This window comes from Corynebacterium pelargi (assembly GCF_014635485.1).
Classification (GTDB): domain Bacteria; phylum Actinomycetota; class Actinomycetes; order Mycobacteriales; family Mycobacteriaceae; genus Corynebacterium; species Corynebacterium pelargi.
Genome location: NZ_BMCX01000004.1, coordinates 60,231 through 83,402 on the forward strand (window position 1 = coordinate 60,231; position 23,172 = coordinate 83,402).

The window sequence follows — 23,172 nt, forward strand, 5'->3', positions numbered from 1 at the left end:
TTTCGCTACCAAAATATAATCCTGAAGGAGAGTTATGGACATCCAAGCGGCAATGGGTCGTTTCTTTGACGAACAAGGCAACATTGCGCTCACCCCTGAGCTCACGCTCGCGGCCTTGAGCGAAATCGTCTACCAAATGGACCTCGCCGCTGGCCAAGGCGAGCGCCACTGCATGCGTTTTTGGGATTACTCCCAGTCCCGTGAAGGCGAGGCCAAAGACTATAACCGCACCCAAATCAACACTCGCGTCAAGGTCATTGCAGCCCGCCTTCAGCAAACCGCACAACCAGGCGCCCGCGTAGCCATCCTGGCTAATAACAGCCCCGAGTACATCTTCTCGTTCCTCGGCATCCTCTATGCGGGCATGACTCCCGTGCCGCTCTATGATCCCACCGAGCCAGGCCACGCCCACCACCTGGAGGCCGTCATCGGCGATGCACGCCCCGAGATCGTGCTCACCAACTCCACCTCTGCTTCGGCAACCCGCCGCTTCTTTGCCTCCACACCGGGCAGCGAGCGCCCGAGGATCCTCTCAGTGGATGCCCTGCCGGATAGCCTGGCGGCACAGTGGCAACAGCCTCAGCCGGCCACAAATACCGATCCGGTGGATACCCCGGCCCTGCTGCAATACACCTCGGGTTCGACCCGCACCCCGGCAGGCGTGATTCTTACGCACCGTTCGGTGATCACGAACGTGCTGCAGATCTTCCGCTCCGCGCAGGTGATGACCCCGCTGCGCATGGTCACCTGGTTGCCCCTGCACCACGACATGGGCATCATTGTTGCCGCCTTGGTCAATGTTTTGGGTCTGCAATTCGAGTTCATGAGCCCGCGCGACTTCATCCAGCAGCCGGAACGCTGGCTCAAGCAATTGTCTGAAGGCGAAGGCAACGTCTACACCGCAATCCCGAACTTTGCACTGGAGATGTCGGCTCGCGTCGATGCACCCGAAGGCCTCGACCTTTCCAAGGTGGTCGGCTTGATCGTTGGCTCCGAGCCAGTGACCGAGAAGGCAGTGCAGAACTTCCTGGATAAGTTCGAGCCCTTTGGCTTGCAGCGTCAAGCTCTTCGCCCCTCCTATGGCCTGGCCGAGGCAGCATTGCTGGTTTCTACGCCTCAAACTGAGCAGCGTCCAGTCATTCGGCACTTCGACCGCGAGGCATTGGCCAATAACGAAGCCAAGCTCAGCGAGGGCGGCGTACCCATGGTCGGCTGTGGCCAGGTTGTCAATGCCCAGCACTTGGTCATCGTCGACCCAGACACCAAGGCCGAACTGCCAGAAGGCAAGATCGGTGAGCTGTGGGCTCATGGCCAGAACATGGCCGCAGGCTACTTGGGCCGGGAGGCAGAAACCCAGGCCACCTTCCGCAATACGCTCGGAGAGCGCATCACCGAAGGCCTGCCGGAGGATGACTTCTGGATGGCTTCGGGCGATCTGGCCATGATCGTCGACGGCGAGCTCTTTATCACTGGCCGCCTCAAAGACCTCATCATCGTCGCAGGGCGTAACCACTATCCGCAGGATGTGGAGTACACCGTGGATCACGCCAGCGAGCAGGTGCGCCCCTATGCCGTCGCCGCTTTTGCTATCGAAGGCGATGACGTGGAAAAGCTCATCATCTTGGCCGAGCGTGATCCTGAACGCGGCGAAGAAGGCGATGCAGAGGCCATCGAGGCCATCCGCGCGGCCGTCACGCAGAACCACGGTGTGCAGCCAGCCGATATCCGCATCATGGATCCAGATACCATTGCCCGTTCCTCCTCCGGCAAGATTGCACGTCGAGTAGCAAAGCAGCGCTATCTTTCCAGCTAGGATCTAAAGGATCATGCCTAGTGTTGCCGTGATCCTTCCTTGCCACAACGATGCCGCGTTGCTGCGCCGTGCACTCCATCACCTGCACGGTGCCGACGAGCTCATCGTTGTCGATAACGCCAGCACCGATGCATCGGCCGAGGTTGCTCGCGCCTATGGCGCGCGTGTGATCTACGAGCCCCAAGTGGGCATTCCTTATGCGGTGCGTGCAGGCTTTGATGCCGCACGCGCCGATATTTTGGTTCGCATCGACGCTGACGTGCTGCCGGGGGAAGACTTTATCCAGCGCATCCGCGAAGCCTGGGATCAAGCCGATGAGCACACCGTGGCCATGACGGGTTGGGCATGGTTTGAACATCGCCCGCGCTGGCAAAGCATCGCCTACCTTGGCGCCTACTACCTATCTGTGGGTTCTGCCCTGGGGCACTGGCCACTATTTGGCTCGAATTGTTCGCTTCGACGCTCCTGGTGGCTGGAAGCGGGTGTGCAGTTTCCTGATGCCGAGGTGCATGAGGATATGCACATGTCGTTCGCCCTTGGTCCGCGGCAGCGCGTAGGATTGTTGCCGAATCCCGTTTTTATGCACCCCCGAGCACTTGAGGGCGATCTGGGTACGCGTTTTCGCCGCGGCTGGCACACCATCGCGGTGAATTGGCGCACCCAACCGCCTTGGCGCAGGCTTCCCGAAAGGCTTTTGCAATGAACCACATGCTTGAGCATTACGACGCCATGGCCTGCAAAGCCGCTGCCGAAGTGATCTCCCATTACTCCACCAGCTTCGCTGCCGCCACCAGCATGCTGGCACCGCGGGTGCGAAGCGATATCACCAACCTATATGCCATGGTGCGCATCGCAGATGAGATCGTCGATGGCACTGCGCAATCCAATCAACTCGCCTTGCTCGACGCCTACGAGCAACAGGTGCTTTCGGCCAAAGACCAGCGCTTCCACTGCGATCCCGTTGTACATGCCTTTGCCATTTCGGCCAGGCGATGCAAGTTCAAGGATGAACACCTCCGGGCATTTTTCGCCTCGATGCGCCAAGACTTGCAGCAAAACACCTTCGATGAAGAAGCCCTCGCACGCTATATCTATGGCTCTGCTGAGGTCATCGGCCTGATGTGCCTGGATGCTTTTTTGCTCGAAGCAGATGCGGATCGCGAATACCTTGACCCAGGCGCACAAGCCCTTGGCAGGGCTTTTCAAAAAATCAATTTCCTGCGCGATTTGCATGAAGATCATCACCACCTCGGGCGCAGCTACTACCCAGGCATTGATGATGCGAAAAAAGACCAAGTGATCCGCGAAGTGCGCCAGGAACTCGAACTTGCCCGCGAAAGGATGCAGGGCTTACCCATTCAAGCCCGCGTGGGGGTAGCGGCAGCGGTGGAGCTCTATGAGGAGCTCACCAACCGCGTGGCCGATCGCAGCATCGCTGAGATCAGGCAGCGTCGAGTGCGGGTGCCAACGTGGAAGAAACTGGCATTGGCCGCGAAGGCCGCCGTGAAGAAAGGAAAAGTATGAAGGCAGTCGTCATTGGTGCAGGCGTAGCAGGTCTGGCCACCGCAGCGTATTTGGGCTACGAAGGCTATGAGGTCACCGTCGTCGAGAAAAACGACGCCATCGGCGGTCGCGCCGGGTCGCTCGCGGTGGATGGGTTCCGGTGGGACACTGGCCCCTCCTGGTATTTGATGCCCGATGCCTTTGATCACTTCTTTGAGTTTTTTGGATCAAGCACCGCCGAGCGCCTCAATCTGCAAACCTTGGATCCTGCCTATCGTCTTTTCCCAGAGGGGATGCAGCCGCTGGACGTCAGTGGCACCAGGGCAGTGGAGCTGTTTGAGTCCATCGAGCCTGGTGCGGGTAAGGCGCTCGAAGAATACCTTGAAAGCGCTGCGGAAACCTACCAGATCGCGGTGGATCACTTCCTCTACACCACCTTCACTCGGCTGCCTTTGCACCGTGACGTGACTACGCGCCTGTGGCTACTGGTGAAGCTTTTGAGCTCTCATTTGGAGGGTTTTGTTAACGCGCGCTTCCAGGATCATCGCCTGCGCCAGATGCTGACCTACCCGGCCGTGTTCTTGTCCTCTGCGCCGCGCAAGACTCCGGCGATGTACCACCTGATGAGCCACACCGACCTCACCCAGGGTGTGATGTATCCCGATGGCGGTTTTGCTGCGGTCATTGATGCCATTGCCGATGTTGCCCGCGAACAGGGCGCCACGATTCGCCTTGGCGCAGAGGTGGCCCAGATTCGCACCAAGGATGGCAAAGCCACTGGCGTTGAGCTTGTCGACGCCACCGTCCTAGAAGCAGACGTGGTGGTCAGTGCTGCTGACCTCAAACACACCGAGCAGGCCTTGCTGCCCAAGCACCTGCGCACCTATAAGCAGTCCTATTTTGCCAAGCGCAACCCCGGCATTGGCACCGTCTTGCTCTACCTCGGTGTCGAAGGGGAATTGCCCGAGCTGCTGCACCACAACCTGCTCTTTTCCAGGGACTGGGACCCCGATTTTGAGGCCGTGTTTAATGAGCCAGCCGGGGCATCGCGTTCGATCTATATCTCCAAGCCCTCCGCTACTGATAGCGAGGTGGCACCAGAAGGCTACGAGAACCTCTTTGTGCTGGTGCCCGTGCGCGCCGATGAGCACTTCAACCGTGAAGAGCAGGTAGCCGATGCGGCAATTGAACAAATCGCCGCATGGATCGGGGTGGAAGACTTTGCCGAGCGCATTGTCCAGCGCCACGTGGTAGGCCCGAAGCACTTCGCTGAGCAGTACTATGCATGGTCGGGCGGCTCCGTAGGCCCTGCGCACACGCTGATGCAATCCGCCCTCCTGCGCGGCAGCAATGCCTCGAAGAAAGTAGATGGCCTCTACTACGCCGGTGCCACCACCCTTCCCGGCGTTGGTGTGCCCATGTGCCTGATTTCTGCAGAAAATGTGCTCAAGCGCTTGCGTGGCGATACTTCCGACCGAGCGCTGGAGCGCTAGATGGCGGCCAGCTACCTGATATTCCTGCTCATGAGCTCAGCCTGCATGGTGCTGTGCGATTGGCGCTTCAAGCTCAGCTTCTTTGCTCACCCAAAGCGCAGCGCGATCATCATGCTGGCGCTGGTGGCCATGCTCTTGGTCTGGGATGCCCTCGGCATTGCCACCGGAACCTTTTTTCGCGGCGATTCGCCCTATATGACGGGCATCGAGCTCGCCCCGGAAATGCCGATTGAAGAGCCGATCTTTTTGGCCTTCTTGGTCTACTTGAGCATGAATATCGCGGCAGGGGTAAGCAAATGACCTACCTGCTCATCAGCCTGCCGTTTATCATTGCCGCCATCGCCATCAATCGAGGCCGCAGGCCCAAAGCCACCGCCATCACCGTGGTCTCGTTGCTAGTGCTCACTGCCATCTTTGACAATCTCATGATCGCCGCGGGGTTTGTCGGCTATGGCGATGCCCAACGCCTCGGCATCCACGTTGGGCTAGTCCCCATCGAGGACTTCCTCTATCCGCTGGTCGTTGGCCTGATCGTGCCGGTGGTGCGCAAATGATCAAGCAGATCCTCCACGCATCCCGGCCACTGAGCTGGGTCAATACCGCATTCCCCTTTGCTGCTGCCTACCTCTTATCCGGCGGTGGGGTGAATTGGCTGCTCATCCTGGGCACCTTCTTCTTCCTCATTCCCTATAACATCGCCATGTACGGCATCAATGATGTCTTCGATTATGAGTCGGATATTCGCAACCCGCGCAAGGGTGGGGTAGAAGGAGCCGTGCTCCCGCGCCACATGCACACCCCCTTGCTTTGGGCGTCTGCCATCACCACCTTGCCGCTTCTGCTGATCATGGCCACCCAGGGTGCGGTGGCATGGCTGCTCTTTTCGGCGTTTTGCGTGGTGGCATATTCGGCACCGCCACTGCGTTTTAAAGAAAGGCCCGTCCTCGATTCGGCCACCTCATCGGCGCACTTTGTCACTCCGGCGATCATTGGTGCCGCCTATGGGCAGCCTCCCCAGGGCTTCTGGCTTGCCATGGCGTCCTTCTTTCTTTGGGGTATGGCAAGCCATGCGCTTGGCGCCGTGCAGGATGTGCAATCCGACCGCGCTGGGGGCTTGCACTCCATTGCCACCAAACTCGGCCCGGGCCTGACTGTTCGCCTCGTGGTTGGAGCCTATGCCCTTTCAGCGCTGCTGCTATTCTTCTTACCTTCGCCTGCCTGGCTTATTGGATTGGCTGGTTTTGGTTATGCCCTCAACGCTGCTCGCTTTATGGGTGTTACTGTTCAGACTTCTCCAAGTGTGAACCGCGCATGGCGGGTGTTCTTGGTGTTGAACTTTGTGGTTGGTGCAATCCTCACCATGGTGTTGCTGGCGCTAACCTAAAAGGTAAAACGAAAGGTGATATTTCATGACGGCTGAGCAACTGCGCCAATGGTTACGCGATTGGGTTCGTGAAACAACCGGGGCGGAGGATATCGACGATGACCAACCGATGCAGTCTTTCGGTCTATCCTCCCGAGACGTGGTTGCCCTCTCAGGTGAGCTTGAGCGGCTCCTAGGAACCCGCTTAGACCCCACCATCGCCTATGAGTATCCCACCATCAATGGGCTCACGCGCAGGCTCTTACAAGGCGCTCCCCAAAAGAGCGCAGCGGTAGTGGTGGAAGAAAAACCAGCCGAACATGACATCGCCATCGTCGGCATGGCGGCTCGTTATCCTGGGGCAAATAACCTCGAAGAAATGTGGTCCATGCTCGTCGAAGGCCGCGATGGCATTGGCGAGCTTCCCATCGGGCGTTGGAGCGAATACGCAGGTGATGAGGTCACTGCCAAGAAGATGGCAGAGACGAATACCACCGGCGGATATATTGAAGACATTGCGAGCTTCGACGCGGAATTCTTCGGGCTCTCCCCACTTGAAGCCGTCAATATCGACCCCCAGCAGCGCATCATGCTGGAGCTGACCTGGGAGGCCTTAGAACACGCCCATATTCCACCAAGCGCTTTGCGTGGCGAGCCGGTAGGCGTTTTCCTGGGATCTTCCAGCAATGACTACGGCATGCTCATTAGCTCTGATCCCGCCGAGGCCCACCCCTATGCCCTCACCGGCACCGCAAGCTCGATTATTCCCAACCGCATCTCCTATGCCTTCGATTTCCGTGGGCCTTCGGTCAATGTGGATACCGCCTGTTCCTCCTCCCTTGTGGCAACGCACCAAGCCGTGCGCGCCCTTCGCTATGGGGAGGCCGATGTTGCCATCGCCGGTGGCGTAAATATCCTGGCGGCACCATTTGTGTCCACCGCTTTTGGCGAACTCGGCGTCTTTAGCCCCACCGGGAAAATCCACGCATTTTCCGATGACGCCGATGGCTTTGTGCGCGGCGATGGCGCAGGCGTGTTGGTGCTCAAGAGGCTTTCCGACGCCGAAGCCGATGGGGATACCGTCCTCGCGGTGATCAAAGGCTCGGCAGTCAATTCCGATGGACACTCCAATGGCATTACTGCACCGAACCCCGATGCGCAGGTCGACGTCCTCCAACGCGCCTACGCCGATGCCGGCATCGACCCAAGCACCGTGGACTATGTAGAAGCCCACGGAACTGGCACCATCCTTGGCGATCCCATCGAAGCCTCAGCCCTCGGGCAGGTGCTTGGCCGGGATCGTGAACTGGGCGAGCCAACCTTGCTCGGTAGTGCTAAAACCAACTTTGGTCACACAGAAGCCGCAGCCGGTGTGGCCGGTTTGATCAAAACCGTTCTTGCCATGCAGCACAATGTGCTGCCACCCTCGCTGCACTTTTCTGCCCCCAACCGCTACGTGGACTTCGATGCCGAACACATCGAGGTCGTAGAAGACCCCCGCGAGTGGCCCGAATACTCCGGGCAGAAACGAGCCGGCGTATCCGGATTCGGCTTCGGCGGCACCAATGCTCACGTGGTGCTGGAATCCTATGAGCCTCAAAGCCAACCCCAAGCGCCGCTGCTTCACACCGAAACCGGCGTGTTCCCCATCTCGGGGCTGCTGCCTTCGCGGCGTCGTGAAGCTGCCGCCGCCTACGCCCAAGCGGTAGAAGAAGACCTGCCGGCGCTGGCTCGCTCCCTGGCTAAGCGCAACCATGGACGCTCCCGTGCCGTGGTGCAGGCCGCTGATCGCGAAGAAGCCATCAAGCGCCTCAAGCAAGTAGCAGAGGGCAAAACCAGCATTGGCATCGTCGCAGCCGACGCGCCGGGCCAGGGTGCGGTGTTTGTGTACTCGGGCTTTGGTTCCCAGCATCGCAAAATGGCCAAAGACTTAGTGGAGCTTTCTCCATTCGTGGCCGAGCGCTTAGGCGAGCTGGATCGCCTGGTGCAATTTGAAGCCGGATGGTCAATCCTTGAGCTCATCCATGACGATGCCCAAACCTATAACACCGAAACTGCCCAGGTAGCCATCACCGCGATCCAGATCGCCCTGACTGACCTGTTCGCCGCATTCGGTGCGCGCCCCAGTGCCGTGATGGGCATGTCTATGGGTGAGATCGCCGCCGCCTATGCCGCAGGTGGGCTCAGCGCCGAAGATGCCATGGTGGTGGCCATTCACCGCGCAAGGCTCATGGGTGAGGGTGAGGCCTCGCTGCCAGAAGATCAACTCGGCGCCATGGCCGTGGTGGAAATGCCCGCTGATGCCGAATTCGGCGAGGGCATCGAGCCAGCCGTATTCGCAGGCCCAGGCATGACCACCGTTGGTGGCCCGCGCGAAGCAGTGAGCGCGTTGGTGGAGCGACTCCAAGAAGAAGGCAAGTTTGCACGCCTGCTCAACGTTAAGGGCGCAGGGCACACCAGTGCCGTGGACCCTCTGCTTGGAGAGCTCGCGGCCGAGGCATCCATGATCGAGCCGAAGCCTTTGCAGATCCCGCTGTATTCCTCCGTGGAGGCACATACCTATCAGCCAGGCGACGTCGTTCACGATGTGGACTACTGGTTGCGTTGTACCCGCCAGCCGGTCTTATTCCAGGATGCCACCGAGCGAGCGTTTGCCGATGGCTATGAGCTGCTGATGGAGATCTCCCCGAACCCCGTGGCGCTAATGGGGATGATGAACACCGCCTTTAGCGTTGGCAAGGCCGATGCGCAGCTCATTTACTCGCTCAAGCGCAAGGTGGATGCGGGCGAAAGCCTGCGCGATGCGCTGGCAAAACTCTATGTACAAGGCGCACCCGTGGACTTTTCCAAGCTCTATGGCGAAGGCGCTGTACAGCAGGCGCCCGGCGTGCCTTGGAAGCGTCAGCGTTATTGGACCGCGGCGCGCCCACAGTCGCACCACGGTGGCCTGCCCGGCACCAAGGTCACGCTGCCAGGCCAGGTGGCCTTTAGCACCGTGGCCGAGCAGGTGCCGAGTGTGGAAGCACTGATCGAGGCTGCCGTGGAAGCTGTGCTGCCAGGCGCAAGCATCTTGGCGCTCGAAGAACACGCGGCGCTGCCTGCCTCTGGTGAGCTCAGCACCGTTGTCTCCCACAATGTGGCTGGCATCAATGTGCAGGTCTATCGGGTGATGGGCGAGCAGACCATTGCTTTGGCCGAAGGTTTTGCTACCACCTTGACCACCCCGACTGCTGCAGCAGAAGAGGAGTTGAGCACGCAGGCAGACTCCCTGCCGGAACCTGTGTGGGATGGCAGTGAATCGGTGGAGCAGCGCATGCGCACCATTGTTTCTGAGGCGATGGGCTACGACGTTGAGGATCTGCCGCGTGAATTGCCCTTGATTGATTTGGGCCTGGATTCCTTGATGGGCATGCGCATTAAAAACCGCATCGAGCACGAGTTCCAGATCCCTCCTTTGCAGGTGCAGGCGCTTCGCGACGCCTCCGTGGCCGATGTCGTGACCTTGGTGGAAGATCTTGTGGCCGGCAGAACTGCCGAGTCCGAAGAATCCACCCCGGCAATGCCCGAGCCTGAGCCTGAGTCTGAGGAACCCAAAGAGGCACCGAAGCCCAAGAAACCCCAGGGTGTAGGCGTGGCACCGCGCGATGCCTCCGAGCGTCTGGTCTTTGCTACCTGGTCGGGCATCGTGGGCAAGGCCCCTGCTGGCGTGACCAGCGAATTGCAGGAGATTACCCAGGAACAGGCACAGGCCATTGCCGAGCGTCTCAGCGATCGCGCTGGCACCTCCGTCAGCGCCGAGGATGTGCTGGAGGCGGAGACCTTAGAGCCCCTGGCTAACTTGGTGCGCGAAGGGCTTGAGACTGATGTTGAGGGCAATATCCGTGTGCTGCGCGCACGCCCGGAGGGCTCGACCAAGCCCGCGGTATTCATGTTCCACCCAGCCGGTGGCTCAAGCGTGGTGTACCAGCCCTTGATGCGACGCCTGCCGGAAGACGTGCCGGTCTATGGTGTTGAGCGCCTTGAGGGCAGCCTCGAAGATCGTGCCGCGAGCTACCTCGATGAGATTCGGCACTACTCCGATGGTTTGCCCGTAGTGCTTGGCGGCTGGAGCTTCGGTGGCGCCTTGGCCTACGAGGTGGCATCCCAGCTTGAAGGCGTCGACGTGGCCTTTATTGCCCTGCTGGATACCGTTCGCCCGGCCAACCCCGCACCGGATACCCCGGAGGAGACGAAGCGCCGTTGGGAGCGTTACTCGGCCTTTGCCAAGAAGACCTATGGCCTAGATTTCCCAGTGCCCTATGAGCTTTTGGAATCTGCAGGCGAGGACGCGCTGCTGGCGATGATGGCGGAATTCTTGGCCAATACCGATGCCTCAGAGCATGGCCTTTCCGCCGGTGTGCTGGAGCACCAGCGAGCATCCTTCGTGGATAACCGCATCCTGGATCGGCTCGATTTCAGCCGCTGGCAGCAAGTGGATAAGCCGGTGCTGTTGTTCAGGGCTGAGCGAATGCACGATGGTGCCGTCGAGTTGGAGCCTGCCTATGCCGAGATCAACGAAGATGGTGGCTGGGCCGAGATCGTCGAGGATCTTGAAATTGTGCACCTGAAGGGCGATCACCTAGCCGTGGTGGACGAGCCAGAAATTGGCAAAGTTGGCACCGCAATGGCGCAGCGCATTATTAACTTCTAAGGCAATCAACTATCGTGGATGAGTTGGAAGAAACGTCGATGAGGGAGTGATTTTGGAAACCACGGCGGAAAAGCTCGCTGACCTGCGCGCTCGCCTTGAAAAGGCTCAGGATCCGGGTTCTGAGCGGGCGCGCGCGAAGCGTGATGCCGCCGGTTTCACCACACCCCGCCAACGCATCGACCGCCTCCTCGACAAGGGCTCCTTCGTAGAAATCGGTGCGCTCGGCCGCACCCCGGACGATAAGGAAGCGCCCTACTCGGATGGCGTTGTCACTGGCTATGGACGCATCGACGGCCGGCCAGTGGCGGTGTACGCGCACGATAAAACCGTCTATGGCGGATCGGTGGGCGTGACCTTCGGTAGGAAGGTCTGCGAAGTCATGGATATGGCCATCAAGATTGGATGCCCCGTCATCGGTATCCAAGATTCCGGCGGTGCGCGTATCCAGGATGCCGTGACCTCTCTGGCAATGTACTCAGAGATTGCCAAGCGCCAGTTGCCGCTGTCTGGCCGCAGCCCGCAGATCTCCATCATGATGGGTAAATCTGCCGGTGGTGCCGTGTATGCGCCGGTGACGACCGACTTTGTTATCGCCGTGGATAAGCGCGCTGAGATGTATGTGACCGGCCCTGCGGTGATTAAGGAAGTTACCGGAGAAGACATCACCTCCGAGGAGCTGGGATCTGCTCGGCAGCAGGAGAAAAACGGCAACGTCTCCTATGTCGCAGCCGATGAAGAAGATGCCTTCAACTTCGTTCACGATCTACTGCAGCACCTACCGCTGACCTGCGAGGATGAAAACCCCACCTATTGGGCTCCCAGTGATGAAGACGTGGCGATAACGGAGGCGCTGGATACCTTCATGCCCGATGACACCAACGCGGGTTATGACATGCACGATCTGCTCAAGCAGATCTTTGATAACGACGACATCCTAGAGATCCAGGGTGGATTTGCGCCGAACCTAATTACCGCCTTTGCCAGGATCGACGGCCACTCGGTGGGCGTGGTGGCAAACCAGCCACTGGAATTTGCCGGATGCATTGATGCCGATGCCGCCGATAAGGGCGCGCGCTTTATTCGCATCTGCGATGCCTATAACATCCCCATTTTGTTCGTGGCGGATACTCCTGGCTATCTCCCCGGTGTGGATCAAGAAACCTCTGGCCTGATCCACCGCGGCGCCAAGCTGGCCTTTGCGTTGGTAGAAGCCACGGTGCCGAAGATTTCTTTGATCGTGCGCAAAGCCTATGGCGGAGCCTATGCCGTGATGGGTTCAAAGAACCTCACTGGTGATATCAACTTGGCCTGGCCAACGGCTCAGATTGCGGTGATGGGTGCCGCTGCGGCCTCGGTGATGATTCAGGGCAAGCAATTGGCAACCATTGAAGATCCAGCGCAGCGCGAGTACATGAAGAAAGTGTTCATGGACTTCTATGACGAGAACATGACCAGCCCCTATGTTGCCGCCGAGCGGGGCTATATCGATGCAATGATTCAACCCCATGAAACGCGCTTGGCATTGCGGCGCGCATTAAGGCATATGGCCACCAAGGTTGAGCATGATTTGCCGAAGAAGCATACGATTATGCCAATGTAGCATTGTTGATAAAAGTGCCTGATAGGGGTGCTTTTCGCCCGGTCATGGCGCTATGACTTTCGCTGGTGCTGCTCCCAAATGGGGGCAGCGCCTTTTTCTTTTATGACGCTAGTGGTTGATTATTGAATTCTGTGTGGTGATCCCTCTGGGCAGGGAAGTACAACGTTGCACGAGCTGTAGAACACTGGTTAATGCATGAGAAAGGCGCTCGAGCAATGCGGACGAAACAACTCGACGAGCTTCCGGTAACAAAAGGTCACGCCAAAATTCTAGGCACCTCTGGCCTTGGTTGGGCCATGGATGCCATGGATATTGGCCTGATCAGCTTTATCATGGCCGCACTCGTGGCCCACTGGGGCTTAAGCCCGACGGAGACGAGCTGGCTTGGATCCATTGGCTTTGTGGGCATGGCCATCGGCGCCTCCCTCGGTGGATTATTGGCAGATAAATTCGGCCGTAGAAACATATTTGCGGTCACCCTGTTGGTATATGGCATTGCAACTGGGGCATCGGCGGCGTCGACAGGCTTGGGCATGCTCCTTGCCTTGAGGTTCTTGGTAGGCCTTGGCCTCGGCGCTGAACTGCCGGTGGCATCCACCTACGTCAGCGAATTTGCGCCTAAGCGTGTGCGCGGGCGCATGGTAGTAATCCTCGAAGCCTTCTGGGCCGTGGGCTGGATCATGGCCGCACTGATCGGCACCTTCGTCGTCGGGCAATCGGAACAAGGTTGGCGATGGGCACTGGTATTGGGTTGCGTGCCAGCTTTCTACGCCTTTGTGGTGCGCCTGACGCTGCCGGAATCGGTGCGCTTTTTGGAATCCAAGGGCAAATATGAGGAAGCCGATGAGGTAGTCGAGTCACTGCGACGCTCCCCGGTACTGTTTCGCCCCAAGCCCACTCCCTCGCTTCCGGCGGAACGCATCGAGGCCACCAGCATCTTCGCGCCGGCACTGCGCAAACGCACCCTCGCGCTGTGGACGATCTGGCTGTGCATCAACTTCGCCTACTACGGCGCCTTCCTGTGGCTTCCCTCCTTGCTGCACGCATCCGGATACACATTGGTGAAGTCATTCGCCTTCACCCTGGTGATGACCCTAGCCCAGCTCCCCGGCTACGCCATTGCAGCGGTGCTGATTGAGCGATGGGGAAGGCGCGCCACCTTAGCCACCATGCTCATCGGCTCGGCGATCTCGGCAACGGCCTTCGCGCTTGCAGCCCAAGATTGGCAAGTGGTGCTGGCGGGTTGCTGCCTGTCCATGTGCAACCTCGGCGCCTGGGGCGCACTCTACGCCATTGGCCCAGAGCTGTATCCCACCAATTTAAGGGCCACAGGCACCGGCCAAGCAGCAGCCGTAGGGCGCATCGCCTCGATCATTGCCCCGCTCGCGGTGCCACTGATTGCCCAAGGCGCGCTCTTTTTCATCTTCGCCTCGGCCTTTGTTATCGCAGCGCTGGCAACCTTCCTCCTGCCGGAACAGCGCGGCCGCTCAGTCTAAGCGCCCTGCGCTGCCCTCGGTGGCGGTACGCAACAATGCGGCCGCCTCGGGGGCTAACTCGCCTTTCCACACCGCTCGAATATCCCTACGCAAATCCAAACCCTGCACCTGCACACGGCGCAGCCCGGGGCTCAACGTGCGCACCGGAATCACTCCAGGTACACCGAGGGCTAATACCGCCCTGGCTTGGCTTGCCAGCGAAGCGAATTCCGCGGCTGGGGTGGCAAGGCGTATGTGCAGCGCCTGAGCCGCTGCTTCGAGCACCTCGCGCGTACCCGAGCCCTGCTCGCGCATCACCATCGGCACCTTGGCAAACTCTTCGGCGCTAATGCTCTCGCCCCAAGGGTGATCTTCCGGGACCACCACGCATAATTCATCGCTGGCGATCACCATCGATTCAAGCTCTGGCCTGATGCTTTTTCCTTCTACAAAGGCAAGATCCACCGAATCGGAGATCAGCAGCTCTTGGGCCTGGGCACTATTGGCTTGCAGCACTCGCACCTGGCCATGCACCCACCTGGGTAGGTCATATTCGGCCACGGTGTGCGATGCAGCAATGCGCAACACTGGATTGAGCAGCCGGGCAAGGTCATTGGCGCAGGCATTGCTCGCCTGCTGGTATCGCCGCAAAATCTGCAAGACTTCTTCGCCTCTGGCGGTAGGGGTGCAGCCTCGTGCGCTGCGCGAAAACAACGCCAGGCCCAAGGCCTTTTCGGCCTGGGCAATGCGCACGCTAATGCTCTGTTGGGTTCTGCCCGTGGCTCTTGCTGCCGCTGCCATGCCCCCATGGTCTGCCACGGCAAGGATCGCTTCTAGGGTGGCGGCATCAGGCAGCAGGTACATGATTTGATTGTAGCTCCCACAGTTTTTTGCGCTCTCCCGCATCTGCCTGCAGGGTCTTAGGCTTTGCAGTATGAAACTTCGAACACTCGGACCTACTTGGTCAGGTGCCTTGATGGGCACCAGCATCACGGCCACATTGACCTCTATTTTTGGGCTTTCTTGGCTCTCTTATATCCTGCTCATCGCAGCCACCGTCTTGCTGCTATTAGTCAGCCGTAAAGAGCGCTTCTGCACGGCCACTATGCCCGCTTGGGGCATGTATTCCATGGGCGTGCTCGCCCTCGGCACCGCCTACTCCACCATCTTGGGGCTTTGGTGGGTGCATGCAGCCGCCTGGTGTATCGGTGGTGCACTGAGCGTGATTACCTGCCTGTGGTACACGGCGGCACTGCTGCGCGGCAAGGCCGGCCCCGCTGCCTTTACCTGGGGTTTGCCGCTGGTAGCCCCAATGGTGACGGCCACGAGCTCAGCACAACTGGGAGCTCACTTAGCTAGCCCATTCATCATGCACATCGGTATGGCCATGTTCTTCTTGGGCTGGTGCACGGGTGTACCAACCTTTGTGGTGGCATATCTACGCGCCGAGGTGCCGCTGGCGCTTCGCACCACCACCTGGATCCCCCTTGGCATCGTTGGCCAATCCACCGCGGCAGCCCACCTCTTGTGGGGCACCCAGCTCTATGGGGTGATCATGCTCAGCATCGGGGTGCCCCTGGTGGCGTATGCCTTGTATCGCCACTGGTCGGTGGCTTGGTCGATGCCCTATAACCCGAGTTGGTTCGCCTCCACCTTCCCGGTTGGCACCGTGTGCTTGGGCGCGCACCTAAGCGGTTTCGATACCGTCGCCCATGTATTGCTGGTGCTGTTGCTGCTGCACCTTACTTGGGCTGCCACAGGCGGCGCCATCCAAGCAGCAGCACAGCCGACATCAGCGAAGCAACGATAATAAAGCTCCAGTGGGGGATTTCGCCGTGGCGCACACCCCAAATGGCCAGGCCGGTGATGGCGGTGCACAGCCACACCACAAGACCGCGGCCACGGCCAAGCAGATTGCCAAGAACTGCACCAATGGCAAAAGGCCAGAAGGTGTCTAAGACGGCTACAACGCCAAGGCCACCGTGGGCAAGGCGTGCAAGTACAGCGAAAATAAAGACGGCAATGAGGTCGATACCGAGGGTTTTCATGTTGTTCTTCCTGCTTTCAGCCCACCTCGGGCAACCGAGATGAGGTAGATGATCCACCCGAGGATGGTCATAAGGGCAAAGGTCAAGATGCGGTAGACAAAGACGGCGCCGAAGGCACTCGAAGCAGTCATGCCTACTGCTACAAGGCTAGCGGTCATGGCGGCTTCTACAGGGCCAAGACCTGCGGGGGTGATCTGGGCGGTGCCCACGATCTTGGAGGTAACAAAGGCTAAGACCACGCCCAAGAAGGAGGGGTTTTCGCCCACGCGCTCAAGACCCGGCAATTGCTCGGTAACCGCCCAGATGCACAGCCAAAGGCCGATGATTTCAAGCAGCCAATTCAAAAGACTCAGCGTCGCAATGACGATGAAGCGGCGCCACGGCAGATACACGGAGTTGAGTTGGCGGATATGCGAACGGATTTCTGGGATCCAGCGGTCTGGGTCGCGGCGCAGCAGCTTATTAAAGGCACGCACCTCGGTGCAGATGATTTTCGAGGTGGTTTTGGGGTGGGTGGTGGCAAGGTAGACCAGGGAGGCGATGCCCAGCATCACCGCGGCGGTGCCAAGCAGCGGCCAGATGCTAAACGATGCGCCCAGGAACATCACTGCCACCAGCCCAAGGCCGACCAACCACAGGGTGGAAAGCACACCGGAGACGATGATGAACCACGAGCTCACCATCACCGAAACATTCCATTTACGCATCGTTTGGTACTGATACACGGTGCTGATGGCCGCCCCGCCCGGGAAGGTCGAAGACCAGGAGTTGGCCACGAAGGTTAATTCGAGCGTTTTCCAGATCGAGACTTTGGATCTTCCCGCTTGCAGCAGTTGGCGCATCACTTCGGCCATGGCCACCATCGATGCGAGGGTCGCAATGAGCGCGAGGAAGAGGCCGAAGTTATTGGCCTCTAAGACTTCTTGGTAACCACCAGCAAGGAAGGGCATTTTATCGCGCAGGAGGAATGCCGCGATGGCAATGATTACCAGCGGTCCTAAGAAGCGCAGCCACTTCTTCATGGTGTTAGTCCTCGCGTTGGAGTCGGTTGACTAGTTCATTGAAGGGAACCAGTTCATTATTGCCCGTCGCCGGGCGGCCGGATCGGCCAGGCTGTGCTACGCGCACCTGGTTATGCCCAAGGGCAGCAGAAGCCTTCTTCACCCAGCGCGGTGCCCACCAGTTATCTTCTCGCAACAGGTGCATCACTGCGGGCACCAGCATCATGCGGATGATGGTGGCGTCGAAAAGCAAAGCGGCGATCATGCCAAAGGCAATGTATTTCATCATCACGATCTCGGAGAACCCGAAGGCACCGCACACCACAATCATGATCAAGGCGGCGGCGGTGATGATGCCGCCGGTGCGTGCCGTGCCGTAGTTGATGGCCTCATCGGTGCTGGCGCCATTATCGCGGGCTTCCACCATGCGCGATACCAAGAACACCTCGTAGTCGGTGGATAAGCCGTACACGATGGCCATGATCAGCACCAGCACGGGGCTCATCAGCGGGCCGGGGGAGAAGTTGAAGAGGTCCGCTCCCACGCCACCAACGAACATTGCGGTGAGGATACCTAAGGTCGCGCCCATGCCCAGGATGGTCATGATCACTGCCTTTGCGGGCAGGATGAAGGAGCCGAATACCAAGGCCATCAGGATGAAGGTGGCTGCAACGATATACAGGGCCATCAGCGGCAGGCGATGGAAGAGTGCCTCGATGGATTCCACTTCCATGGCCGGGGTGCCGCCGATATAGACCTCTACGCCTTCTGGGACGTCGATATCGCGCAGTTGCTTGACCACGGCGGCGTTATCTTCGCGGTTGCTAATGCCAGCCGATAGGACGGTCACGCCATCTTTGGTGGCCTGGGAGGCCTTGAAGCGGTCGGTAAGCCCGGGCACTTCATTGGCCTGCTGGTAAATCTCTACCAATTCGGCATTATCGGCGCCGCGGACCACCAATTTGATGGGGTCGGTGCGCAGGGTTGGGAAGGTGTCATCGAAACGCTCCTGCGTTTCGCGCACCTGGTTATTTGGCGGCAGGTAGGTTTCGTTGATGCCACCGAACTTGATGCCAAAAAGCGGCGCGGTAAGCGCAAGCAAGCCGATGACGATCACGAAGGTCACGGCCTTGGCGTGGCGCATCGACCAAGCGGGCAGGCGATACCACCAGGTATCGCGAATACGACGAGCCTCGGGGCGGGTTTTGCGCACGGTTCCAAGATCGATGCGCTTACCTAGCAGGCCAAAGATGGCCGGCAGCAGGGTAATTGAAAGCAAGGCGGCCAAACCGACGGCGCTGATTGCACCATAGGCCACGGATTTGAGGAAGGCCTGCGGGAACACGAACAGGCCCGATAAGGCCACTGCCACCATGGCTGCGGAAAAGACCACGGTTTTGCCTGCAGTGGCGGTGGTGATGCGCACTGCGTCTGGAACTTCTTGGCCGCGGGCGAGTTCTTCTCTAAACCTCGACACCATAAACAGGCCGTAGTCGATAGCAAGGCCAAGGCCTAAGAGGGTGACCACGCTTAAGGCAAACACATTGACCTGGGTAAACCCTGCGATCACGGCGAGCACGCCGATGGAACCGAGGATGGAAAGCACGCCTACGATCAACGGCATCAGTGCTGCCACGATGGATCCGAACACGAGCAGGAGCAGCAGGCCCACGGCGGGCAGGGCGTAGATTTCGGCGCGGTGGATATCGCCTGCCATGCCTTCGTCTAAGGCATCGGCTACGGCGGTAGCACCGGCTACTTCCATGCCCTCGAACTGCAGGTCGGGTTTGATTTCGCGGAAATCTTTCAGTGTTTGTTCGCCATCGCCTTGAAGCGATACGGCGGCAAAGGCCGTATCGCCATTGCGCATGATCTCCTGCTGGTTATCGAAATAGCTCACGATCTGCTTGATCTGATCCGGGTGATCGGACTTGAGCTGATTCAGATACGCCTGGATTTCATCCTTGCGCCCGATGTCATCGAATAACAAGATCACATCGCCGCTTGCATCGCGCCCAAATACCTCTTGCTCAATACGAGCGGCTTGGGTGGAAGATGAACCTGGATCATCCCAGCCCTCTTGGCTTAAGCGATCATCGAGCTTGACGCCGAAGATGCCATAGAGCCCCAAAATGATGGCGAGGATGGCCAGCGGGATGACTTTTCGGAAGCGATACGCCGCATTGCCCCATTTATTAAACACTCAGGCTCCTCAAGGGGCGAAGAGGTGCAAGCCAGGCGCCTTCTGGCGGGAGATTATCAAGATCCACGCGCGGTAGTGGCTCGCGGAAGACCCCTGGGACGTCTTCTAGATCCACAAAGTTGATGGATTCGCTGTTCAAAGCCCAGGTGGCGTGTTCGCGGAAGCCAAGGACGGTGACATCGCAGTCGAGGTCTTCGAGGAGGTCTTTGAAGTTTCGGCCATCGGCAGAGGCCACCACGACGCCGGAAAGCTCATCGCGGTTGGCTTGGATGAATTCCACCATGTCTGGATCAACGTCGGTGTCCTCGTTGAGCTTGGGTTTGGCAAACACCGCGAAGCCGACGTTGCGCAGCGCTTCTACCCAGGGCTTGATTTGATCGGCGGCGCCGGGTGTGACGTTGGTAAAGACGGTGGCCTCGGCCTCGGTGTGCTCGCCGGTGGCGTGACTGATGCGACCGGCTTGAGCCAGGAGCCATTTGCCCACGGCATCGAAGCGGGGGCGGTGTGCGGTGGTTGGCCTTCCGCCGATGATGGCGCCAAGACCCATGTCTAAATTGGGCGCATCCCAAACTAGCAGCAGCTTCTTGCTCACTTGCGCCTCCAGAGGAATTCGCGGATGGTGTGGTCTTTTTCTAGCCCCTTGCCCTCAAATTTGGTGATGACTTGGCGGTCGGTCAGTTGCGGGCATTCCGGCCAAGGCCAGCCCATATATTCCAATTGCTTTTCGACGTCTACGAGCTCATCAATCCACTGCGCATAATCGGCGTGATCTGTTGCCACATGCAGCACGCCACCCGGTTTGAGCCTTGAGGCAATGAGGTTGAGCACGCCGGATTGGATGATGCGGCGTTTATGGTGGCGGGCCTTGGGCCAGGGATCTGGGAAGAAGATGCGCACGCCATCGAGGGAGGCCGGGGCGAACATGTGGGTGAGTACTTCCACGCCATCGCCGCGGATCATCCGCACATTGTCGATGTCTTCGCGGATCACCGCGCCAAGGAGTTTGGCCAGGCCTGGCTTGTAGAGCTCCACGGCGATGATATTGGTATCTGCTTCGAGCGGCGCCATGGCTGCGGTGGATGTTCCCGTGCCCGAGCCGATTTCGAGGATGGTGGGCGCTTCGCGGTTGAACCACGCGGGGACGTCGATAAGCTCCTTGGATAGCTCTTTACCCAGACGTGGCCAATGCTGATTCCAGTTGGCCTCTTGGTTATCGGTGAGCGTGCCGCGACGGAAGCTCACGGAACCGAGGCGGGGGTAATCGAGGTCGTTATCGAAGGTTTCGTTGAAATTGGTTTGAGAATTAGGCATCCCCTCAATTTTGCCCTTTTCGCAGGAGAAGAGCAATGAGCAGAAGCTACCCCCAATCGGGGGATTGAATCCCAACGGGTAATGGAGGGTTGGCTTCGTGCTTTCGGGGGTAGAACCGCAGGTGAGCCGATTTTGTGGTGTAAGCAACATTTTGACCCATGATCGGGGGCAAAATAAGTGGCTACGCTGGATTGAGGAATCAACGACAAGGAGACGCGATGCTCAACGAGCGCATTAAAAATCAGGCACTTCTGAGCTGGATTGAGGAAAACGTAGCACTGTTCCAACCCGATAAGGTGGAACTGGTAGACGGCAGCCAAGAAGAGTGGGATCGCCTCACCGAGGAGCTTGTGCAAAGCGGCACGCTAATCAAGCTCAACGAGGAAAAGCGCCCCAATAGCTTCCTTGCGCGCTCGAACCCAGAAGACGTCGCACGCGTAGAATCACGCACCTTCATCTGCTCCGAAAAAGAAGAAGACGCAGGTCCTACCAATAACTGGGCTGAGCCTGAGGCCATGAAGGCCGAGCTGCGTGAACGCTTCCGTGGCGCCATGAAAGGCCGCACCATGTACGTGGTGCCCTTCGCCATGGGCCCTCTTGCCGCCGACGACCCGAAGATCGGCGTGCAGCTCACCGACTCTCCTTATGTAGTGCTTTCCATGCGCATCATGACGCGCATGGGCGATCAAGCCCTTGAGCGCCTCGGCGACGGCGAGTTCGTGCGCTGCCTGCACTCCGTGGGCGCACCCCTGGAACCAGGCGAGCAAGACGTTGCATGGCCATGCAATGACGACAAGTACATCACCCACTTCCCAGAGACCAAGGAAATCTGGTCCTACGGCTCCGGCTACGGCGGTAACGCCATCCTGGCCAAGAAGTGCTTCGCCCTGCGCATCGCCTCGGTGATGGCCAAGGAAGAGGGCTGGTTTGCCGAGCACATGCTCATTCTCAAGCTCACCTCGCCCGAGGGCAAGACCTACCACATTGCAGCGGCCTTCCCCTCTGCTTGTGGCAAGACCAACCTGGCCATGATCAACCCCACCATCGAAGGCTGGAAGGCCGAGGTTGTGGGCGACGATATTGCCTGGATGCGCTTCGGTGAAGACGGCCTCTACGCCTTCAACCCAGAAAACGGCTTCTTTGGCGTGGCACCTGGCACCAACTACAAGTCCAACCCCCAGGCCATGTACACCATGGAGCCAGGCAACACCCTGTTTACCAACGTTGCGCTTACCGACGACGGCGATGTCTGGTGGGAAGAGCTGGAAAACAAGCCCGAGCACGCCATCGACTGGTTGGGCAATGAATGGACTCCGGAGTCCGGCACCGACGCCTCCCACCCCAACTCCCGCTACACCGTGCCGATCTCGCAGTGCCCGATTGCTGCTGAGGAGTTCGAGGATCCCAAGGGCGTGCGCATCGACGCCATCCTCTTCGGTGGACGTCGCCCCGACACTGTGCCGCTGGTGACCGAGACCTTCGACTGGAACCACGGCACCATGGTTGGCGCCCTGCTTTCTTCCGGCCAGACCGCCGCTGCCGAGGGCAAGGTTGGCGCACTGCGCCACGACCCAATGGCCATGCTGCCCTTCATCGGCTACAACGTGGGCGATTACCTGCAGCACTGGATTGACATGGGTGAAAAGGGCGGCGAGAAGATGCCCAAGATCTTCCTGGTGAACTGGTTCCGCCGCGGCGATGATGGCCGCTTCCTCTGGCCTGGCTTTGGCGATAACTCCCGCGTACTCAAGTGGATCGTGGATCGCCTCGAAGGCCGTGTCGAAGCCGACGAGACCCCCGCAGGCCACACCGCCCGCGCCGAGGACCTGGACCTCACCGGCCTGGACACCCCGCTCGAAGACGTGCGCGAGGCACTCAGCGCACCTGCCGAGCAGTGGCAGGCAGAGGTTGAAGATAATGAGGCATACCTCAAGACCTTGGGCGATCGTGTGCCAAAGGAGATCTTTGATCAGTTCGAGGCGCTCAAGCAGCGCGTCGCACGATAACCAGGTTGCTTACTAAAAGCTCGCGTAACCCCGGCACCTTCACCATCCACCACGCCCAGCGTGGGTGGTAGCGGGGGAACGCGAGCTTTTCGCTATCCGGAATCGCCCGATCAGCCCAGCGCAGCCCCTCGGCGCAACTGACCGCAAACATGGTGGTGCCAAAGGAGTTCTTGGGCGGATGCCCGTGCTTTTTGGTGTAGCGATCGCGCGCAAATTCACCGCCAAGATAGTGCTGCCACAAGCCCGTCTCATGCCCACCGAATGGGCCTAACCAGATGGTGTAACTGAGCACCACATCGCCGCCAACGCGCAGCATCTCATCACCCATCACCCAAGGGTGCGGGACGTGCTCGGCCACATTGGAGGAAAACACTACGTCGAAAGCCCCATCGGCAAAGGGCAGAGCCTGGGCATCACCGCGCACATCGCCACCGTCGAGCTCTAAAGAGATGTACGTGCAATCGGCGAAGGCCTCACGGAAATAACCGGGGCCACCACCGACGTCCAAGATGCGCTTGCCACTGATAGGGCCTAAGAGTTCTTCCAGCATACGCCGGGTATCGCGCGCGAGATCCGTGTAGAAGCGCTCGGGATCCTTTTGCTCCTGCGGGAAGGAAAGCAGCAATTTCAGCGACCGGCGCAAAGTGAAAAAACCCATGCGCGATA

General features: G+C 59.2%; 18 protein-coding genes and 2 pseudogenes. 13 read left to right on the forward strand and 7 right to left on the reverse strand.

Annotation, left to right across the window (positions count from 1 at the left end; genetic code table 11):
- Positions 1–34 precede the first annotated feature (34 nt).
- The 11 genes and pseudogenes from IEU99_RS08645 to IEU99_RS08690 all read left to right on the forward strand — a co-directional run bounded on the left by IEU99_RS08645 (position 35) and on the right by IEU99_RS08690 (position 13,958).
- Positions 35–1,813: a FadD32-like long-chain-fatty-acid--AMP ligase gene (locus tag IEU99_RS08645; protein ID WP_128889070.1), complete on the forward strand. Its 1,779-nt coding sequence runs from the start codon at positions 35–37 to the stop codon at positions 1,811–1,813.
- 13 nt (positions 1,814–1,826) lie between these two features.
- Positions 1,827–2,516: a glycosyltransferase family 2 protein gene (locus IEU99_RS08650; RefSeq protein ID WP_128889071.1), complete on the forward strand. Its 690-nt coding sequence runs from the start codon at positions 1,827–1,829 to the stop codon at positions 2,514–2,516.
- A complete protein-coding gene (locus IEU99_RS08655; protein WP_128889072.1) occupies positions 2,513–3,337 on the forward strand; it encodes a phytoene/squalene synthase family protein in 825 nt (274 codons plus the stop codon). Before IEU99_RS08650 ends, IEU99_RS08655 begins: the two co-directional genes overlap by 4 nt.
- Positions 3,334–4,809, forward strand: a complete 1,476-nt coding sequence (gene crtI / locus IEU99_RS08660; protein WP_128889073.1) for a phytoene desaturase family protein — start codon at positions 3,334–3,336, stop codon at positions 4,807–4,809. The genes IEU99_RS08655 and crtI overlap by 4 nt, the downstream gene beginning before the upstream one ends.
- Positions 4,810–5,109, forward strand: a complete 300-nt coding sequence (locus tag IEU99_RS08665; protein WP_128889074.1) for a lycopene cyclase domain-containing protein — start codon at positions 4,810–4,812, stop codon at positions 5,107–5,109.
- Positions 5,106–5,363 carry a lycopene cyclase domain-containing protein gene (locus IEU99_RS08670; RefSeq protein WP_128889075.1) on the forward strand — a complete coding sequence of 86 codons (258 nt, stop codon included), beginning with the start codon at positions 5,106–5,108 and terminating at the stop codon, positions 5,361–5,363. Before IEU99_RS08665 ends, IEU99_RS08670 begins: the two co-directional genes overlap by 4 nt.
- Positions 5,360–6,193 carry a prenyltransferase gene (locus tag IEU99_RS08675; protein ID WP_128889076.1) on the forward strand — a complete coding sequence of 278 codons (834 nt, stop codon included), beginning with the start codon at positions 5,360–5,362 and terminating at the stop codon, positions 6,191–6,193. The genes IEU99_RS08670 and IEU99_RS08675 overlap by 4 nt, the downstream gene beginning before the upstream one ends.
- Positions 6,194–6,218: 25 nt before the next feature.
- Positions 6,219–6,374 (forward strand): annotated as a pseudogene (locus IEU99_RS11070) (acyl carrier protein); the annotation flags it as partial.
- Between the two features lie 108 nt (positions 6,375–6,482).
- Positions 6,483–10,862 (forward strand): annotated as a pseudogene (locus IEU99_RS08680) (alpha/beta fold hydrolase); the annotation flags it as partial.
- A 52-nt stretch (positions 10,863–10,914) separates the two neighbouring features.
- Positions 10,915–12,462 carry an acyl-CoA carboxylase subunit beta gene (locus IEU99_RS08685; protein ID WP_371869483.1) on the forward strand — a complete coding sequence of 516 codons (1,548 nt, stop codon included), beginning with the start codon at positions 10,915–10,917 and terminating at the stop codon, positions 12,460–12,462.
- A gap of 215 nt (positions 12,463–12,677) precedes the next feature.
- Positions 12,678–13,958: an MFS transporter gene (locus IEU99_RS08690; protein ID WP_229718449.1), complete on the forward strand. Its 1,281-nt coding sequence runs from the start codon at positions 12,678–12,680 to the stop codon at positions 13,956–13,958.
- Here the strand turns inward: IEU99_RS08690 and IEU99_RS08695 are convergent.
- Positions 13,950–14,801 carry a LysR family transcriptional regulator gene (locus tag IEU99_RS08695; RefSeq protein ID WP_164931122.1) on the reverse strand — a complete coding sequence of 284 codons (852 nt, stop codon included), beginning with the start codon at positions 14,799–14,801 and terminating at the stop codon, positions 13,950–13,952. The two genes, IEU99_RS08690 and IEU99_RS08695, sit on opposite strands and share 9 nt — an antisense overlap.
- A gap of 70 nt (positions 14,802–14,871) precedes the next feature.
- Between IEU99_RS08695 and IEU99_RS08700 the strand changes: the two genes are divergently transcribed.
- The gene (locus IEU99_RS08700; protein ID WP_128889081.1) at positions 14,872–15,747 is read left to right on the forward strand and encodes an SLAC1 family transporter; all 876 of its coding nucleotides are present in this window, start codon (positions 14,872–14,874) and stop codon (positions 15,745–15,747) included.
- Here IEU99_RS08700 and IEU99_RS08705 read toward each other — a convergent pair.
- From IEU99_RS08705 to trmB, 5 genes are read right to left on the reverse strand one after another with little or no spacing between them, the layout of a single operon-like run.
- Entirely contained in the window at positions 15,680–15,985 is a 306-nt protein-coding gene (locus tag IEU99_RS08705) for a DUF3054 domain-containing protein (RefSeq protein ID WP_123959294.1), read from the reverse strand. The two genes, IEU99_RS08700 and IEU99_RS08705, sit on opposite strands and share 68 nt — an antisense overlap.
- Positions 15,982–17,007, reverse strand: coding sequence for a lysylphosphatidylglycerol synthase transmembrane domain-containing protein (locus tag IEU99_RS08710; protein ID WP_128889082.1), 1,026 nt, complete (start codon positions 17,005–17,007; stop codon positions 15,982–15,984). Before IEU99_RS08710 ends, IEU99_RS08705 begins: the two co-directional genes overlap by 4 nt.
- A 4-nt stretch (positions 17,008–17,011) precedes the next feature.
- Positions 17,012–19,189 carry an MMPL family transporter gene (locus IEU99_RS08715; protein WP_128889083.1) on the reverse strand — a complete coding sequence of 726 codons (2,178 nt, stop codon included), beginning with the start codon at positions 19,187–19,189 and terminating at the stop codon, positions 17,012–17,014.
- Positions 19,182–19,781, reverse strand: a complete 600-nt coding sequence (locus IEU99_RS08720; RefSeq protein ID WP_338323370.1) for an NYN domain-containing protein — start codon at positions 19,779–19,781, stop codon at positions 19,182–19,184. Before IEU99_RS08720 ends, IEU99_RS08715 begins: the two co-directional genes overlap by 8 nt.
- Positions 19,778–20,500 (reverse strand): tRNA (guanosine(46)-N7)-methyltransferase TrmB, encoded by a 723-nt coding sequence (trmB, locus tag IEU99_RS08725; RefSeq protein WP_128889085.1) that lies wholly within the window; start codon positions 20,498–20,500, stop codon positions 19,778–19,780. Before trmB ends, IEU99_RS08720 begins: the two co-directional genes overlap by 4 nt.
- Positions 20,501–20,718: 218 nt before the next feature.
- Between trmB and IEU99_RS08730 the strand changes: the two genes are divergently transcribed.
- A complete protein-coding gene (locus IEU99_RS08730) occupies positions 20,719–22,506 on the forward strand; it encodes a phosphoenolpyruvate carboxykinase (GTP) (protein WP_123959304.1) in 1,788 nt (595 codons plus the stop codon).
- Here the strand turns inward: IEU99_RS08730 and IEU99_RS08735 are convergent.
- Positions 22,484–23,164, reverse strand: a complete 681-nt coding sequence (locus tag IEU99_RS08735; RefSeq protein ID WP_123935818.1) for a class I SAM-dependent methyltransferase — start codon at positions 23,162–23,164, stop codon at positions 22,484–22,486. The genes IEU99_RS08730 and IEU99_RS08735 overlap by 23 nt on opposite strands.
- Positions 23,165–23,172: the final 8 nt, after the last annotated feature.